Annotated in this window: 15 protein-coding genes and 2 pseudogenes; 7 read left to right on the top strand and 10 right to left on the bottom strand. The window is 49.8% G+C overall.

The genetic code is table 11. From position 1 onward, the window contains the following. Nucleotides 1-4 precede the first annotated feature (4 nt). From PHX60_RS10155 to PHX60_RS10145, 3 genes are all read right to left on the bottom strand, one after another. On the bottom strand, nt 5-757 hold the full coding sequence (locus PHX60_RS10155; protein WP_300077163.1) for an ABC transporter substrate-binding protein: 753 nt from the start codon (nt 755-757) through the stop codon (nt 5-7). A gap of 56 nt (nt 758-813) precedes the next feature. Beyond that, nucleotides 814-2,376 carry a methyl-accepting chemotaxis protein gene (locus tag PHX60_RS10150; protein ID WP_300077162.1) on the bottom strand — a complete coding sequence of 521 codons (1,563 nt, stop codon included), beginning with the start codon at nt 2,374-2,376 and terminating at the stop codon, nt 814-816. Nucleotides 2,377-2,523: 147 nt separating this feature from the next. Continuing rightward, nucleotides 2,524-3,717, bottom strand: coding sequence for a DUF533 domain-containing protein (locus tag PHX60_RS10145; RefSeq protein WP_300077161.1), 1,194 nt, complete (start codon nt 3,715-3,717; stop codon nt 2,524-2,526). A 56-nt stretch (nt 3,718-3,773) separates the two neighbouring features. Between PHX60_RS10145 and PHX60_RS10140 the strand changes: the two genes are divergently transcribed. From PHX60_RS10140 to aceA, 4 genes are all read left to right on the top strand, one after another. Then, nucleotides 3,774-4,274 carry an NUDIX hydrolase gene (locus tag PHX60_RS10140; protein WP_300077160.1) on the top strand — a complete coding sequence of 167 codons (501 nt, stop codon included), beginning with the start codon at nt 3,774-3,776 and terminating at the stop codon, nt 4,272-4,274. Nucleotides 4,275-4,284: 10 nt separating this feature from the next. Continuing rightward, nucleotides 4,285-5,409 carry a tRNA 2-thiouridine(34) synthase MnmA gene (gene mnmA, locus PHX60_RS10135; RefSeq protein ID WP_300077159.1) on the top strand — a complete coding sequence of 375 codons (1,125 nt, stop codon included), beginning with the start codon at nt 4,285-4,287 and terminating at the stop codon, nt 5,407-5,409. A 107-nt stretch (nt 5,410-5,516) separates the two neighbouring features. Next, the gene (locus PHX60_RS10130; RefSeq protein WP_300077158.1) at nt 5,517-6,866 is read left to right on the top strand and encodes a branched-chain amino acid ABC transporter substrate-binding protein; all 1,350 of its coding nucleotides are present in this window, start codon (nt 5,517-5,519) and stop codon (nt 6,864-6,866) included. A 265-nt stretch (nt 6,867-7,131) separates the two neighbouring features. Continuing rightward, a complete protein-coding gene (gene aceA / locus PHX60_RS10125) occupies nt 7,132-8,451 on the top strand; it encodes an isocitrate lyase (RefSeq protein ID WP_300077157.1) in 1,320 nt (439 codons plus the stop codon). A 94-nt stretch (nt 8,452-8,545) separates the two neighbouring features. Here aceA and PHX60_RS10120 read toward each other — a convergent pair whose 3' ends face one another. Then, nucleotides 8,546-9,793, bottom strand: coding sequence for a polysaccharide lyase (locus PHX60_RS10120; protein WP_300077156.1), 1,248 nt, complete (start codon nt 9,791-9,793; stop codon nt 8,546-8,548). A 123-nt stretch (nt 9,794-9,916) separates the two neighbouring features. Next, the gene (locus PHX60_RS10115; protein ID WP_300077155.1) at nt 9,917-10,456 is read right to left on the bottom strand and encodes a hypothetical protein; all 540 of its coding nucleotides are present in this window, start codon (nt 10,454-10,456) and stop codon (nt 9,917-9,919) included. Between the two features lie 104 nt (nt 10,457-10,560). Here PHX60_RS10115 and PHX60_RS10110 point away from each other — a divergent pair. Together PHX60_RS10110 and PHX60_RS10105 are read left to right on the top strand one after the other, a co-directional pair. Next, nucleotides 10,561-11,265, top strand: a pseudogene (locus tag PHX60_RS10110) (isocitrate lyase); the annotation flags it as partial. Nucleotides 11,266-11,499: 234 nt separating this feature from the next. Further along, nucleotides 11,500-14,148: a dynamin family protein gene (locus tag PHX60_RS10105; protein ID WP_300077154.1), complete on the top strand. Its 2,649-nt coding sequence runs from the start codon at nt 11,500-11,502 to the stop codon at nt 14,146-14,148. Nucleotides 14,149-14,212: 64 nt separating this feature from the next. Here PHX60_RS10105 and PHX60_RS10100 read toward each other — a convergent pair whose 3' ends face one another. Continuing rightward, nucleotides 14,213-14,533 carry a hypothetical protein gene (locus PHX60_RS10100; protein ID WP_300077153.1) on the bottom strand — a complete coding sequence of 107 codons (321 nt, stop codon included), beginning with the start codon at nt 14,531-14,533 and terminating at the stop codon, nt 14,213-14,215. Nucleotides 14,534-14,541: 8 nt separating this feature from the next. Continuing rightward, on the bottom strand, nt 14,542-14,814 hold the full coding sequence (locus tag PHX60_RS10095; RefSeq protein ID WP_300077152.1) for a hypothetical protein: 273 nt from the start codon (nt 14,812-14,814) through the stop codon (nt 14,542-14,544). An 86-nt stretch (nt 14,815-14,900) separates the two neighbouring features. Between PHX60_RS10095 and PHX60_RS10090 the strand changes: the two are divergent. Further along, nucleotides 14,901-15,545: pseudogene (locus PHX60_RS10090) on the top strand (isocitrate lyase); the annotation flags it as partial. A gap of 214 nt (nt 15,546-15,759) precedes the next feature. Here the strand turns inward: PHX60_RS10090 and PHX60_RS10085 are convergent. From PHX60_RS10085 to PHX60_RS10075, 3 genes are all read right to left on the bottom strand, one after another. After that, the gene (locus PHX60_RS10085) at nt 15,760-16,491 is read right to left on the bottom strand and encodes an HNH endonuclease (protein WP_300077151.1); all 732 of its coding nucleotides are present in this window, start codon (nt 16,489-16,491) and stop codon (nt 15,760-15,762) included. A gap of 211 nt (nt 16,492-16,702) precedes the next feature. Beyond that, nucleotides 16,703-16,891: a hypothetical protein gene (locus PHX60_RS10080; RefSeq protein ID WP_300077150.1), complete on the bottom strand. Its 189-nt coding sequence runs from the start codon at nt 16,889-16,891 to the stop codon at nt 16,703-16,705. A gap of 48 nt (nt 16,892-16,939) precedes the next feature. After that, complete coding sequence (locus tag PHX60_RS10075; RefSeq protein WP_300077149.1) at nt 16,940-17,692, bottom strand: GntR family transcriptional regulator; 753 nt, start codon at nt 17,690-17,692, stop codon at nt 16,940-16,942. Nucleotides 17,693-17,710: the final 18 nt, after the last annotated feature.

Below are 17,710 nucleotides of genomic sequence, written 5' to 3'. Positions count from 1 at the left end.
CTAGTTATTTGGCCACAATGGGTTCGAGTCCGTGGCGTTGGGCGTTGGCACGCAAATGCCCATCGCGTTTCATGTCGGCCAGCACCTGCTCCACCCGTACCTGCAAAGGCTTGTCATTCGGGTGCATGGCCCAAGCGTAGGGGGTGATATGAAAAGTGCTGTTGGGTGCTACCAGCCGCGCCCAATCACTGCGCTCTAGCATACGGCGGCTGAAGGGGTAATCGGTCATGAACACGTCGGCGCGGCCCGATTGCACCTCTTGCTCGCGCGCTGCCGGGGTATCGACCACGCGCAACTCAGCCGCTTGCAGCCGCTCTTGCATGATGGATTCGTGCAGCGTGCCTTTGGCCACCACCACCACCGTGCCTGCAGTATCAATATCGGCCCAGCTGTGGATGCGGCGGTTGGTTTTGCTGGTGATGGCGTAAATATCGCTGCTCAAATACGGCTGGGTAAAGTGCAACTTTGCTTGGCGTGCGGGGGTGATACCGACTGCAAACATGGCAATGTCACAACGGTCTTGGCTGATGTCGTCCACCAAAGTGGCAAACGAGCTATCGACAAACTCGGCCTTGGCACCCAGCGCTTTGGCCAAGTCGTGGGCATTGTCAATATCAATGCCAGAGAGCAATTGCGTTTTGGGGTTGCGAAAGGAGATGCCGTAGTAATCGGGCCAAATGCACACGCGCAAAGTTTGGCTGGCCTGAATGCGTTGCAGCCGATTAGGCGCATCGGTGGCTTGGCTGGGTAGACTCAAAAGCCCAGTCAAGCACAGGGCGGCCAGAGAACAGTGGTCGTGGAGGCGCATTTGGCTCAGGCCAGACGAAACACGCTGGCGGTATGCACCAGCGTCTGCGCTTGCTGCTCCAGCGCTTGGGCGGCGGCGGCGGCTTCTTCGACCAAGGCGGCATTTTGTTGCGTGACTTGGTCCATCTGCACCATCGCTTGGTGGATTTGGTCAATGCCTTGGGTTTGGTCTTGGCTGGCCAAGCTGATTTCGTGCATGATGTCGGCCACGCGGCGCACACTGACCACAATCTCATCCATCGTGCTGCCCGCTTGCTCTACCAAGGAGCAACCGGCACTGACATTGCCCACCGAGGCCTCAATCAGCTCTTTGATTTCTTTGGCGGCGGCGGCACTGCGCCCGGCCAAGGCGCGTACCTCGGAGGCCACCACGGCAAAGCCCCGGCCTTGCTCGCCAGCGCGTGCGGCTTCTACGGCGGCATTGAGCGCCAAGATGTTGGTTTGGAAGGCGATGCCATCAATCACGCTGATGATGTCGGCAATTTTGCGCGACGAGGTGTTAATCGCCTCCATCGTATAGACCACTTCGGACACCACTTTGCCGCCCTTGACGGCCACTTGTGCAGCAGATTCGGCCAGCTGGTTGGCGTGTTTGCCACTGTCAAAATTTTGCTTAACGGTGTTTGCCAGCTCTTGCATCGAGGCCGAGGTTTGTTGCAAGGCGCTGGCTTGCTCTTCGGTGCGCGAGGATAAATCTTGGTTGCCCGCCGCAATTTGGCCAGTGGCGGTGGCGATGGTGTCGCTGCCATTACGCACTTGGCTCACGATGTGTACCAAGCTGGTATTCATGTCTTTCAGGGCTTGGAGCAATTGGCCAGTTTCGTCGGTGGAGTAGACCGCAATCTGGGTACTTAAATCGCCAGCGGCCACGGCTTGGGCCACCTTGACTGCCTCGCGCAGGGGCGCGGTGATGGAGCGCGTCAGAAAAACAGCCAACACCACGGCGCTCAACAAACCGCCCCCACCCAGCGCCAGCAGCACCCAGCGCCCGGTATCGGCTTGCTCGCGCGCCAAAGCGCCGGTTTTTTCTACCAAACGATGCTCTATTTTGGCCAAAGCATCCACACGCTGCTGCACGGTATTGAGCTCGGGCAGGGTGTGGGTGTTCATCTCCAGTGCCGCCTCTTCGATTTGTCCGGCATCGACCAGTTGGTTGAGTTTGGTCTGCGAGACAACATAACGGCCACGGGCTTGTTCGGCCTCAGCCAGCAGGGCTTTGGCCTCGGGCAGCTCGACCAACTCTTGCAGCTTTTTAAACGACTGCACAAAGGATTCACGGGCGGCCACAATTTCGGCACGCATTTTGTCGCGATGGGCCGCATTGGGTGCCGTGACGATTTCGATGGTGCGCCGGGTATTGGCCAGCACAATCGTGCTGAGGGTGTTGGCAGCATCGGCCTTGACCCACTCCACTTCAATCAGGTGGCTGTTGGCATCGGCCACATCGGTCAAGCGCAACAAACCTACCACGACCATGCACAACATCATGGTAATCAGTAAACCAAATCCGAGTGCCAGACGGGTGCCAATGAGCAGACTGTGTCTGGGCGACGGGGATATAGGCGGCATGGCAACTTCCTTAGAGAAGATCAGATAGAAAAAAATGGCAAAAGAAAGTTGACATTTTTGCATTACAGGCGCGAAACCACACCTGCCCGGCAGCAGGCAACCCTGATATAGCGCACAAAAATGCTGGATTTTTGCCTTGGGTACGACCTATAAACCTTTGCCCTTGACCAAGGCCATGATTTGCGCCGCATCCAGCGTAGCGGCCTTTTGCTGGATTTGGGGTAAATATTGGGTTTGCAGTTGCTTGGCCGGGGCGAGCAGGTCTTGGTAGCTAGAGCGCAATACGTTAGTGTTCATGCTGCGCCCACCTGCATAGTAACGCTTGGCCAATTGCCCCAGGGCATAGGTAGTGGCAAACGAGAACGCCATGCCGGTGGCGGTGCTGCCCAGTTTGCCTGCGGTTTTGCCCAATGCCTTACCCAACATGCCCCCCATGAGCTTGCGGCCAAACTGCTCCAAGTATTGCGAAGTCAAACCCACGCCAGCGGCAGCAATAAATTCTTTGATATGGCCGGTATCCAATTCCACCCCGTGCTTTTTGCCAATGGCATAGACCATTTTGATTTGCAAGGGGATGATGGCCATCGAGGCCCAAGACTGCGGTAGCAACTCTAACGCGCCGTTCAAAATGGCGTAATTGAGGATGCTTTTGTCCAGTTCGGCCTCTTGCTGCTGGGTGGCCATCTGGGTCATGGTGGGCATGGGGGCCGCAGCAACGGGTGCCGGGGCGGGAGCGGCCGCGCGGTTCCAAACCGCCGCTGCCGTGGCGGCCGTGGCCGCAACCGCCGCCGTGGCAGCTATCGGCGCAGCACCCCATTGGGCAAACAAACCAGCGCCCGGTGCAGCGGGTGCAGCAGAGGTGACTGCCGGGGCCACGGCTGGCGCAGCGGGCACCGAAGCCGCCCAAGCGGCCACGCTATCGGCTTGGGCTTGAAAAGCACGCACCGCCTCGCCCGAGAGGCCCAACTGGCGGCCCAAATCGGCCAAAAATTGGCGCTCGGCTTCGCTTTGGCTGCCATCGGCATCGCATACGCAAACCGCCATCTCATAGGCCAATTGGCGATGGGCCGGGTCGCTCAAGGCTTGCACCGCTCCGGCCACCGTGACGCGGCGCAACAACACATCTTGGTACAAAGAAGTTAAAGGGTAGCCGCCTTGGGTATCGGATAAAGATTCGGCCATCTGGCGGATGGTTTCGCGCTCGCTCTCGGCTTTGTGGCCATCGGCAAAGGCGGCATACAGGGCAATAGTGAGCAGGGCGCGTTGTTGTTCGGCATTCATCGAAAAAACTCCAGTCTGCATAGAAAGAATGGCCACCATCATGGCAGTGTTTGATGGCATGGGTGCGGCCTGCGCTGGTAGCGGTTCCAGCGCCGACAGCGATAATGCACGCCATCATGCCAAACCGCTGGAAACCCAATGTCACCGTGGCTGCCATCATCGAGCGCGACGGAAAATTCATGCTGATCGAGGAAAACACCGCCGATGGTCTGCGTCTGAACAACCCTGCTGGGCACCTGGACCCCGGCGAGTCCCCCGTGGCTGCCTGCGCGCGCGAGGTGCTAGAAGAGACGGCCTATGACTTCACCCCCACCGAGTTGGTCGGGGTGTACCTGAACCGTTTTACCCGCACGCGCACCGGCAACGACATCACCTACCTGCGCTTTGCCTTTTGCGGCACGCTGGGCCAGCACTACCCCGAGCGCCCCTTGGACGACGGCATCATTGGGCCGGTGTGGATGAGCCTAGAAGAACTGCGCGCCAGCACCGAACGCCACCGCAGCCCCTTGGTGCTGCAATGTATTGAAGATTATTTGGCTGGCCGCCGTTACCCAGTCGATTTAATCCATACCGATGCCAGTGTGCTGACCAGCCCCGCTGCCCGCCATCCTGTTTGAAAGCGCAGCCATGAGCAAGCAACGTGTGGTCGTGGGCCTGAGCGGCGGTGTGGATTCGGCCGTGACGGCTTATTTGCTCCAGCAGCAGGGGCATGAGGTGGTCGGTATCTTCATGAAAAACTGGGAAGATGACGACGATAGCGAATATTGCTCCAGCCGCCAAGATTTTCTCGATGCCGCCTCGGTCGCTGATGTGCTTGGCATTGAGATAGAGCATGTGAATTTTGCCGCCGAGTACAAAGACCGGGTGTTTGCCGAATTTTTGCGCGAGTACCAAGCCGGGCGCACGCCCAACCCCGACATTCTGTGCAATGCCGAAATCAAGTTCAAATCTTTTTTAGACCACGCCATGCGGCTGGGGGCGGAAAAAATTGCTACCGGCCACTATGCGCGCGTGCGCCACAACACCAGCACGGGTTGGTTTGAGTTGCTCAAAGGCTTAGATCCGAGCAAAGACCAAAGCTATTTTTTGCACCGGCTCAACCAAGCCCAATTGTCTAAAACGCTGTTTCCGGTGGGTGAGTTGCACAAAACCGAAGTGCGCCGTATTGCCGCCGAGATTGGCCTGCCCAATGCCAAAAAGAAAGACTCTACCGGCATTTGTTTTATTGGCGAGCGCCCGTTCCGTGAGTTTTTGAACCGCTATATCCACCATGCCCCCGGCCCGATTCTGGATGAGCGGGGCCGCAAAATTGGTCAGCATGTGGGCTTGAGTTTTTATACCTTGGGCCAGCGCCAAGGTTTGGGCATTGGCGGTATCAAAGAAAAGGGCGCACAGCGCGGCGGTGGTGAACACCAACCCTGGTTTGTGGCGCGCAAAGAGTTGGACAACAACGTGCTGCGCGTAGTGCAAGGCCATGAGCATCCTTGGTTGCTGTCGCAGCAGCTCACGGCACAAGATGCCAGCTGGATTGCCGGTGGCCCACCTGTGCCGGGCGCTTATGCAGCCAAAACCCGCTACCGCCAGCAGGATGCCGCTTGCACCCTGAGCGGCACCGACGTACACCAGTTTGCCTTGCAGTTTGAGGCTGCACAATGGGCAGTGACACCGGGCCAATCGGCAGTGCTGTACGACGGCGAGGTCTGTTTGGGTGGTGGCGTGATTGCGACGGTAGAGGGTGCCAAGCTGGAATAGTGCGATAGCCGCTGCCACCGTGTCGGGTAGGAGCGCAGGGGCGGGGTGGGGCCGTTGTCGGGCTAACATGGGCCACCTTTTCTCTTGCACAAAGAAAGTTTTGTTCCATGCCTTCTTCGGTTCGTGTTTCTCGGTTTCCGTCTGTGGCCGCTTTGCGTGGCAGCGTCACCTGTGTCTTGGCTGCCCTCACACTGGCGGCCACCTCTGCCACTGCGCAGACACCAACTACACCGACTCGGTCTGCAGCACCGGCCAGCACTGCTGCCCCCATCAAATTGGCGTTGATTGAGAGCCTCTCAGGCCCATTTGCCAATACCGGCGAAGCCGTGTTTCGCAACATTGTTTGGGCTACCGAGCGTGTGAATGCGCGTGGCGGCGTGCAGTTGCCCGCCAACGCGGGTGGCCCGCGCCCACTGGTGGTACAACGCTACGACAGCAAGGGGCAAAACGAAGAAGCTCTGTCGGCCCTGCGCGCTGCCATTGACGATGGCGCGCGGGTGATTTTGCAAGGCAACTCCTCGGCCACGGCCGCCGCCTTGCTGGATGCCATCAACAAACACAACAGCCGCGAGCCGGACAAGCGTGTGCTGTTTCTCAACTATTCAGCGGTTGATCCGGTGCTGACCAACGAAAAATGCAGCTTCTGGCATTTCCGCTTTGATGCCCATGCCGATATGCGCATGGCCGCCTTAATGGACGTGGTGCGTGCCGACACCGCCCTAAAAAACGTCTATCTGATAGGCCAAGATTACAGCTTTGGTCAAGCCGTGCTGCGCGAGGCCAAACGCCAATTGACGGCCCAGCGCCCAGATGTGGCGATTGTGGGCGATGAGCTGCACCCGGTAGGCCGGGTGAAAGATTTTGCCCCTTACGCCGTGAAAATCAAATCCAGCGGTGCCCAAGCCGTGATTACTGGCAACTGGGGCAATGATTTGACGCTGTTGGTCAAGGCAGCACGCGAAACCGGCTTCAACGGTACCTTCTATACCTTCTATGGCAATGCCTTGGGCGCTCCGGCCGCTTTGGGGGATGCCGGTGTGGGCAAGGTGGTGGCAGTGGCCGATTGGCTGCCCAACGTGCCCGGTGCTGCCAGCGAGGGCTTTTACCAGTCTTTCCGCCAGCGCTTCCCACAGCCGCAGGATGATTATGTCCACATGCGCATGCAATTGATGGTCGAAACTTTGGCGCAATCGATAGAGCGTGCTGCCAGCACCGACACCGTGGCTGTGGCGCGGCAAATGGAAAAGGCCAGCGTGCAACTGGGCGGGCGCAGTGGTGCCATGCGGGCCGAAGACCACCAATTTCAGCAGCCGTTAGTGGTCGGGGTGATGGACAAACAAGGCAACCCCGGTGTGAAGTTTGATGTGGAAGGCTCGGGCTACGGCTTTCGCGTGCTGCGCGACATTCCCGCCGCCCAAACGCAACAGCCCCACCGCTGCACGATGCAGCGCCCCTGAGCTTGTTTTCTTAGCAAGTGAATGCTGATTTCTTATAGTGAAATCAAACCCGTGGTCGGCAAGAAAAAATCTTCCGTATCACGAAAATGTCATATCACTATGAGAAAAAGAAAAGCAAGTCATTGATTTGTATTGGCAAATTCTTATGTCTTCTATAAGACATAAGAATTGCACAAGTCTTCTATAAGACTTAAAGTAAACCCCAATGGCTTCGCAATGTGGGCCAACCCCTTTCAACCCTTTCAATTCACTTTGGAGTTCACCAATGTCCCAAAACCTGACCCGCGAACAGCAAATTGCCGCCCTGGAAAAAGACTGGGCCGAAAACCCCCGCTGGAAGGGTGTCAAGCGCGGCTACTCTGCCGCCGACGTGGTGCGCCTGCGCGGCTCGCTGCAACCAGAATACACACTGGCCCAACGCGGTGCCAAGGTGCTGTGGGACAAAGTCAATGGTGGCGCTAAGAAGGGCTACGTCAACGCTTTCGGCGCTATCACCGCCGGTCAAGCTATGCAACAAGCCAAAGCCGGTTTGGAAGCCGTCTATCTGTCGGGCTGGCAAGTGGCTGCCGATGGCAACACTTCCGAAACCATGTACCCCGACCAATCGCTGTACGCCTACGACTCGGTGCCCACCATGGTGCGCCGCATCAACAACACCTTCAAGCGTGCAGATGAAATCCAGTGGAGCCGTGGCATCAACCCCGGCGACGAAGGTTTCATCGACTACTTCCTGCCTATCGTGGCTGACGCTGAAGCCGGTTTCGGTGGCGTGCTCAACGCTTTCGAACTGATGAAGAACATGATCGCCGCTGGTGCTGCTGGCGTTCACTTCGAAGACCAACTGGCTGCTGCCAAGAAGTGCGGTCACATGGGCGGCAAGGTGCTGGTTCCCACCCGTGAAGCCTGCGAGAAGCTGATTTCTGCCCGTTTTGCTGCCGACGTGATGGGCGTGCCTACCCTGATTCTGGCCCGTACCGACGCAGAAGCCGCCAACCTGATTACTTCTGACTACGACGAGAACGACAAGCCTTTCCTGACTGGCGAGCGCACCCAAGAAGGCTTCTTCCGTGTCAAGAACGGTCTGGAGCAATCTATCAGCCGTGGTGTGGCTTACGCTCCCTACGCTGACTTGGTGTGGTGCGAAACTGGCGTGCCAGACATCGGCTTTGCCCGCGAATTTGCCCAAGCCGTGTTGGCCGCCTGCCCTGGCAAGCTGCTGTCCTACAACTGCTCGCCTTCCTTCAACTGGAAGAAGAACCTCAACGACAGCCAAATCGCTTCGTTCCAAGAAGAACTGTCGGCTCTGGGCTACAAGTACCAATTCATCACCTTGGCTGGTATCCACGTCAACTGGTACAACACCTTCAAGTTTGCCCACGCTTACGCTCGCGGCGAAGGCATGAAGCACTACGTTGAAATGGTGCAAGAGCCAGAATTCGCTGCTCGCGAAATGGGCTACACCTTCGTGTCGCACCAACAAGAAGTGGGCACCGGTTACTTCGACGACGTGACCACCGTGATCCAAGGCGGCTCTTCCTCCGTCAAGGCCCTGACTGGTTCTACCGAAGAAGAACAGTTCCACTGATCTGGTAACTTCAAGCCATTGCAAGGGGGCTTAAAGTGCAATGACAATCAGCCACCCGCAGGGGTGGCTTTTTTTGTGAAAACTGGATCCTTTTTTAATCTAAATCTATTGATAATATGTCAACATCAGACCTTTGGTTGCCACGTCTTATTTCATCAAAATAAATAACTGTAGATCCTAAATTGTTAGTATCCGAGGGTCGATAAGCTCCATACTTAAAATAAACCCATTTATTATTTGGAGACATTGTTGGCCCATTGTAGTCAACCTTTTTTACTCCATTAACCCAAATTTTCATGAATCCATCAGATCTGGTTGACCATTTTGAATTTACAAGAAAATCGTGCCATCGACTTGTAAAATAGTTTTTATCTATTAATTTATAACTATTACTGACGTAAGGTGGATTGTTATACGTAGGAAAACTTCTAACTATAAAATCTCCATTAAATTCTTTTCCAAACATCCAAGCTGGATACCAGCCGCTATCAGGATTCAGTGGATTTTGGTGAAATTGTGCAAATGTTTGTGTTTTAGATGTTCCTGGAATATTTCCAACCTCTGGAAAGTCATGCGGCACATACATAGACCACCCATACCAGTACGTTTTCCCCTCAAGATTTTGGTCTCCATTTTGAGAAACTTCACTACGCTCGCGAGAACCGTCAGATCTCCCACAGTCTTGACCTCCACAATCTCCATGGCGCAGTTCAAATCTTTCTGATGAATGGCCAAATCGTATTGGATTTAATGGTGCCTCTACTACAGAGTAACTGTAGGGACGGTTTGCTGATAAAAAACTTTCATATTCAAACGAAAAGCCATGCGGCCCTTCGCTGTAATTACTTACAGGGACTCTTGTTTCTGACGCTGATTGAGATAGAAATATATTGATTGGACTATTTTGATTTTTTGTTAAAACTAAATTAGCAGATCTTGACTTTCCATTGTTTTTATCAAATGATATTTTTATGATGTACGATGTTCCGGTGGAGTCTTTTTTGGAAATTTCGTCGACTCTTAACCAGTTGCCACTTGGACTGGAAATTGTATATTTAATAATGTCGGAATTATTTGTATTTCTTATTTCTAGTGTCTCGACCCCAAAGTCATGAGGTAAATGAATGTCTGTAATTGATGGCTCTATATTTCCAGGTGATGGCTGCTCAAAAGATATTAACTCCGCAGAAATTAGTCTCAATTTTACATTTAAATACTCATCGCCTCCAACATCTAGTTTTGGGATACTCATTATCTTAGTGTTTGGATCAAAGTTTTGTGCTGCTGATTGATTAACAAGCAAGAAACTAATCACTATTTTTAAAATATTTGTATAATTCATTTCACGGAAAATATCTAAAAATTTTCAAAGTTTTAAGTAGCACAGCGTAACCGTTATAGAGTTTTTAAACATCTTCCCAGTACAGCTACTCCACAATGGTTGCGCCAGATTACTTGAATGATATTATTGTATTTCATCCTTTCGGCGAAATACCTCAAGCTCCCAAACAGACAAACTCCTTCCGTTTGTCTTACTTTTTAGATCAGCAATAGCTTGCCTGTAATCATCAATTGAATCATTGGTAGTCCAATCATATTGGATGCGTGCTTTATCCCGAATAATTCCATCAATTGGACAATGAGGAGGTTCTTTTATATAGCCGGCGACCCAGAGATACTTTAAATGTAAATTTATCAGTTTTTGCATCACACCAATTCGAAATCTTCCCTTGTGAAGACTTTCTCCAATGGCATTGGACACTTCATCTGCCGTTACGGCAATGAAATTGACATGCTGAACTTCCGTTACACATCCTTTTGCATACATTTCCTCCAATTTACCAAGGACACCACGAAAAATTTCTTTCTCCTTCTTCCTCTGATGAAATTCAATTCCTTTCATATAAACTGGCGCTTCACTATTTCTAGTGGAAAGAGCAGCTTTCAAGCTGAGAAGGCCAAGCTCATAACACAAAAATCGCTTCTTATCACCTTCGTTTGCCACGGGGATCTCCTAGAAAAATCGGGTCAGAGTAACGAACCTCCGACCTTTAAGTTGTCTATCTCACCCTGATCGTACAAGATAAGCGATCTTGCAGGTGGTTCTGGGTGCTGGTTCCTACCCGCGAAGCCTGCGAAAAGCTCATCGCTGCCCGTTTTGCCGCCGACGTGATGGGCGTGCCCACCCTGATTCTGGCCCGCACCGACGCTGAAGCCGCCAACCTGATTACTTCTGACTACGACGAGAACGACAAGCCCTTCCTGACCGGCGAGCGCACCCAAGAAGGCTTCTTCCGTGTCAAGAACGGTCTGGAGCAATCCATCAGCCGTGGCGTGGCTTACGCTCCTTACGCTGACTTGGTGTGGTGCGAAACCGGCGTGCCAGACATCGGCTTTGCCCGCGAATTTGCCCAAGCCGTGTTGGCCGCCTGCCCTGGCAAGCTGCTGTCCTACAACTGCTCGCCTTCCTTCAACTGGAAGAAAAACCTCAACGACAGCCAAATCGCAGCCTTCCAAGAAGAACTGTCGGCACTGGGTTACAAGTACCAGTTCATCACCTTGGCTGGTATCCACATCAACTGGTACAACACCTTCCAGTTTGCCAAGGCTTACGCTGGCGGCGAAGGTATGAAGCACTACGTTGAAATGGTGCAAGAGCCAGAATTTGCCGCGCGCGAACAAGGCTACACCTTCGTGTCGCACCAACAAGAAGTGGGTACAGGTTACTTTGACGACGTGACCACGGTTATTCAAGGCGGTTCTTCTTCCGTCAAGGCGCTGACTGGTTCTACTGAAGAAGAACAGTTCCATTGAGCTAAATGCTCTGCCCCGTTTCTATGAACTGGGGCAGAAGAAATGAAAGCCAAGAGCCACCCGTAGGGTGGCTTTTTTTTGCCAACCCCACTCCACTGCACATAGCGGCAATAATTTTTGATGGCAGACATCTAAACGAATGATTCACCGCACTATCGTCAGAGCTGTCAGGTTACACTGATGTGCAGTCCAGAATCTCTATCTATTCTCTAATCATTTGAATAATTACTTACCATGAACTCAAGAAATGAATTTGAAATTGAAAAAAATGAATTAGTTGAAAAAATTCAAAAACGTAACGAAATAATTAAGCGATTAATTAACGAAAATCATCGAGTACGCTTGTTAAACTCTGATCAAATTAATAAATTAGAAGGAATTTATCAGAAAAATGAAAAATTTAAGCAAAAACTGATCAGTAATGAGTTTGAAATTGCTATTGTTGGTTTAGAAAAAGCAGGTAAATCTACTTTTGCCAACGCTTTAATCAAAAGCACTATTTTACCTTCGGCACCTGAGCGTTGCACGTTTACATCTACCCGTCTAGTCAGCGGCTCTGATAAAGCTAGGGTTCAATTTTACACAGAAGCACAATTTGAAGATATTTTTCAAGAGCTCCTTAAAGAAGTTGAATATATACCGACTACACAAACAAACAGAAAAACAATTGAGCAAGAAGATAGCTCGGAACTTTCTGAAATTGAAAAATCAGAACTAAAAGTTTTAAAGGAGAGTTTATTAAAAATAGAGCGTGAAGAAACTTTTATCCAAAACCCACAAGTCAAACAAGAAAAAATTGAAAAACTAAAAAATAGAATTTTTGCAATTGAAAGCAAAAAATCTAAACCTATAGATCAATTAAAACAAAATGCAATTCAAGCAATTTTCAGAAATTTGAGTTTAACAGAATTTGATAATTACTTCAGTTCTTTAGAAACAAAAAACCCTGCATTATTCAAAAATCATATTGGAAAGACAGATGAAGAAATAAAAGACATATTAAAATGTCGTGATCGCCTCAATTTGACAGGTGATGTAAAAAATTTTTCTGGCGAAGAATTAAAAAATGATGCTTTCCAAGCATATATTAAGGGCGAAAACCAAGGAAAAGATACATCAAAACCCCGCAGCGTACGTAGCATAGAAATTGAATCTTCAGAACTCAAAGAATTAAGCAATGCTGTTATTTATGACGTTCCTGGTTTTGATTCCCCGACAAAAATTCATTTGCGCCAAACAGAGGAGCGTTTAAAGGCAGCCGATGCTATCATTTTGGTTACAAATGCCGGCACCAATCCAAGTTTACAGGGCACCACACTAAGCGTCATCACAAAAAATACCGATGAAGATGGGATTTTCTTAAAAGATAAATTGTTTGTTTTTGGCAATCAGCTGGATCGAGTCAACGATGTTTCGCAATTACAAGGCAATACTGATATTCTAATTTCAGATGTAGAAAAATATAAAATTGGCGAGCGTAAACGTGTTTTTACTGGTTCAGCCTATAAATATTTATCCGATGAAAATATTATTCCAAAAATAAATCTACATCATGATGTTGAATTAGGTATTGATAATATTCGAAATGCTTTAATTCAATACTATCAAAGCGAACGCTTTGAAATATTGAAGCGTAAAATTTACACTAACCAAAAATCAGTCCAGTCTATACTAGAAGATGTTTTAATTAATAGTGATTTAGATGAGAATTTTTCAGAAAATAGTGAGCAAGCAAAAATCACTAAATCTGCGTATAGAGAAGCAGAAGAAAACTTGCGCTTTTCACTTAAAAAATTACAAGATGAACTAAAAAAAGACATCTACGAAGAAAAATATTTCACTAATAAATTTGATCAATTTGTCTCTACTGGAAATTATTTTCCAAAAGTTAGCTATGAAGATTTTGAATTGCGTCGAATTTTAAGTGATGACAGTGTGCGCTTAGATCTGGCAATTGGAAAAATTAACCAGAATATTCGTAGCTCTATACATAAGAAATACTTAGAAAACTTTACTCATCTTGTTAAAAAAATGACAGATGAAAAAATTAAAGAAATCGAAGGAAAAATTTTAACAGTTTTTACCTTCGCAATTTGTGGGAATAACTTATCTACGTATGAAAAAATAGAAGCTTTATGCAAAAAATATATAAATAAAATCACGCATGAAGTCGCACATAACGACAATAGCTTTACTTATTTATTAGAGCGATTTTCCCGTGATTTATTTGATGCTTTATTGTCTTCTCCTATATTAAGTCAGGATAGATCCAATCGCTACATAGATAGCCAGAAAGAATTTTCTTACTTAGACAGTTATTATTCTGGCGGCAAGGGTAATTTAGTAAATTCAATCCTGATTCAAAAAAAGGAAAGTTTACTTGCATCAAATACGGTTAATTCAATAGCAGATATAGCTAATGTACTCAGGAAAGCTGCCATTGCTTTAGCAGGACAGTCATCTTATGTGCAAGCTATCGATGGGATTTTAAATATTCTACAAAATACTAACTCAACCTTTATTATCAAGGATTCAACGGGGATTGATGCCATTTTAAAACAAGGAAAATCCAGCACTACCAGCGAGCAGGTTTTGAGAGAAATTAATTTGGATATTGAAAATTTACAGCACATTCTTCGAATTCCAGCAGCCAACTTAGAGTTGGCATTTTTGAATGGTATTGATAAGCAAATAAAACGCTTAATTGCTGCTTTTGAAGAAAAAGATAGTTTTTACTCTAATGCTTGGGATGATTTTATTGCAAAAATAATACCAATTGTGAAGAAAAGTGAGTTTGATCACATCAGTAATCGCATTGAAACCAATAATCTTCAAAAAGATTTATTAAATAAAATAAAAGAAATTGTAAATTCCCAGCAATAACTCAATCAATTAGGACTTACGCAGTCCGTCTGTCTCTATGGCGGCTGCGTAAGTCCTAATTAACCTATTTCCGCTTATAGGTGCTATCATGATCAGGAGCCACCGTCAACAAGCGCAAAAAATCTCCATCACGGTACGCTGTGCAACGTCTCGACTGCGTAATTCGCAGTGAATAAATAGCGTCTATGCCCTGCGGTGGTTTCACGCTGATAATTTTTTCCCACTTTAAGCCATTGTCACGGTAAAACTGCCCCCAACTGAGATGGCGTATTTTTCTCAAAGTATCAACAGCCGCATTACGCTCCGGTTTTTGCAAAGAAAAAAGGTGTTCTTGGAATACCGGATTGTTCAAATCAATCCGAACCAGCGAATCGTCTTTACCCATTTTTTGTGCTAACCTTGGGTCAAAGTAGCCAATATGGCATCGGTTTGTGCGTCAGAGGCGGATTGCTGCACCGACCAAGCCGTAGCGCGGGCTAAATCAGCCGCTGCTTCAGGTTGATGCAGCCAGCGCTCATTGTCAGGAATGACCGTTGCCGTGCGAATCAGCCAAACGCCGGTCTCTTGTTCCTCCACCAGCACTTGGCGGCCAGCAAACTGCTTGCCAAGGGAAATCTGTCCGTTAGCACCGATGACCTTGACTGTGGGGGGCGAGAGAGCCTGCATGGTGTTTTCCTTAGTGCATTATTAAATTGGTGCGGCACCAAAGTATTGTATTCACTACCTCCGGTTGGCGCAACCGGGATTTTTACGTGATGGGCGTGCCCACCCTGATTCTGGCCCGCACCGACGCTGAAACCGCCAACCTGATTACTTCTGACTACGACGAGAACGACAAGCCCTTCCTGACCGGCGAGCGCACCCAAGAAGGCTTCTTCCGCGTCAAGAACGGTCTGGAGCAATCCATCAGCCGTGGCGTGGCTTACGCTCCCTACGCTGATTTGGTGTGGTGCGAAACCGGCGTGCCAGACATCGGCTTTGCCCGCGAATTTGCCCAAGCCGTATTGGCTGCCAACCCCGGCAAGCTGCTGTCGTACAACTGCTCGCCTTCCTTCAACTGGAAAAAGAACCTCAACGATAGCCAAATCGCTGCCTTCCAAGAAGAGCTGTCGGCACTGGGTTACAAGTACCAGTTCATCACCTTGGCTGGTATCCACATCAACTGGTACAACACCTTCCAGTTTGCCAAGGCTTACGCTGGCGGCGAAGGTATGAAGCACTACGTTGAAATGGTGCAAGAGCCAGAATTTGCCGCGCGCGAACAAGGCTACACCTTCGTGTCGCACCAACAAGAAGTGGGTACAGGTTACTTCGACGACGTGACCACGGTCATTCAAGGCGGCTCGTCCTCCGTCAAGGCCCTGACTGGTTCTACTGAAGAAGAACAGTTCCATTGATTGAACAAACGCTGGCGCTTGTAAGAGCGCTGGGTTTGTATCAACAGGCAGCCACCCTACGGGGTGGCTTTTTTTCGTCTGAATAAATAATTCTGTCAATTTTTTGGTAAATAAGCATGCGTAACCGTCGTGGGAACGTCTTCACTGGGAAGAACGCTTGAAAAAACTCCACATCGCTTGCACAGACTACGCAGATTTTGCATAACGAGATAGCTCAAACCCGGCCAACAACAAAACCGGTTCGCAGCCGATGCTGATGGATAAAAACTGAACTGGGATTTTTATAAACCGGCAATTTGAATTTTTCCGTGCAGCTATTTTTCCATATTTCAATGGTTTTACTTTTTTGCGTTTCTTTCCAAATTACAGAAAAATTATCTTCAAAAGAAAAATAACCATTTTCAAACAATTTATCATGCAAGGTACAAAAACATATGGTATTTGAAAGCAAACCTCGCGCCTCTGGGTTGTCAGCCCAGCGAGCAATGTGACTGGTTACCAACAGCCGCGCATCGTCAATATCACAAAGCGCGCAACAGCTTCTGTAGTTCAGCAGCGTCTTTTTTCGCAGAGTCGCGACACCCATTCTGATTCTGCTGACAGCTATTGCACTGGCCGTTTCCACATCGCTTAGTGTGAGGCAATCGTTTGCAATGGCATTTTCTAAAGCATCTTCCGGAAAATCTTCGGCACTTGCATCAATTTTTACATTGTTCAGTATGTATTCACCACTGTTACTGGAAAAGAAAAGAATACCTTCATCTCGCAACTCCTGCAAAACCCGGCTGATGGTTTGGGCTGGAGTTTTACCAGAACGCCCGGTCTTCTCAATAATGTTGGTCATTTCTTCTGCAATAAATTTTTGGCGAACCACTTTGACAGTTGAATTTTTTACTGAATAATTTTGCAGTGCTAATAATATTGCTGCTTTCCACGTGAGCGACATTGATTTTTATTCCTAGTAAGTAATCATGCACAGCCGTCGTAAAATTAAGCCAGTGTCGCGGTAAAACTGCCCCCAACTGAGCTGGCGTATTTTTCTTAAAATATCAATAGCCGCATTACGCTCCGGTTTTTGCAAAGAAAAAGGGGTTCTTGAAATACCGGATTGTTCAAGTCAATGCGAACCAGCGAATCGTTTTTACCCATTTTTCTGACTAACCTTGGGCCAAAGTAGCCAATATGGTATCGGTTTGTGCGTCAGAGGCTGCTTGCTGCATTGACCAAGCCGTAGCGCGTACCAAGTCAGCCGCCGCTTCAGGTTGATGCAGCCAGCGCTCATTGTCAGGAATGACCGTTGCTGTGCGAATCAGCCAAACGCCAGTCGCTTGTTCTTCCACCAGCACTTGGCGGCCAGCAAACTGCTTGCCAAGGGAAATCAGGGTTCTTCGTCATCAAATAGAGAGGCTATCACTACTGCTGTGCAGCACCAAACGGCCATCGCGCACTGCTTGCAGCAGCAGGTGTGGCGTAGTGCAAATGTGCGCCTCCAGCGCCAGCGCGGCTCTGGCCTCCTGCCCGGCCAGGGCGAGTGCATAAATTTCGCGGTGTTCGGCCTGCACATCGCGCAGCAAGCCCGGTAGGCCCATCGCATAGCGCCGGTAGCGCTCGCTGTGGCGCGAGAGTAGGCGCAAGATTTTTTGTGTCCACGCCGAGGGGTGGCCATTGAGCAGCGCCTCATGAAAACGCACGTTCAGTGCCTCCCAGTGCGGGCGTTGTTCGGCGCGAATGGGGTAATCCACGGCATTCAGGGCGGCATAACTGGCGTGCAGGGCTTGTCGCCACGCCTCGCCGCCATAGCGTATAGATTGGCGCAATGCCTCGGTTTCAATGAGCACGCGCAGGCGCGTCAGTTCTTCGAGGTCTTCCATTGCAATTGGTGCGACGCGAAAACCGCGCTGGCCTTCGGCAGTGACCAAGGCATCACTGACCAAGCGGGTGACGGCTTCGCGCAGCGTACCAGCGCCCACGCCATACTGTTGGCGCAGGTGTTCGATACGCAGTTTGCTGCCGGGGGGCAGTTGGCCCTCGATGATGGCTTGGCGCAGTCGGTTGTAGGTTTGCTCGGTCAGGGTGCGTGAGGGGTCACTGCCATCGTCGGGCAGTTCATGGGCCGCATTGGGCAGGAAAAAAGCACGTTTAGCCATCAGCACCTTCCTAACTGC

This window comes from Giesbergeria sp. (assembly GCF_028686475.1).
Lineage (GTDB): Bacteria > Pseudomonadota > Gammaproteobacteria > Burkholderiales > Burkholderiaceae_C > Simplicispira.
This window is presented reverse-complemented; position numbering and strand designations above follow the sequence as displayed.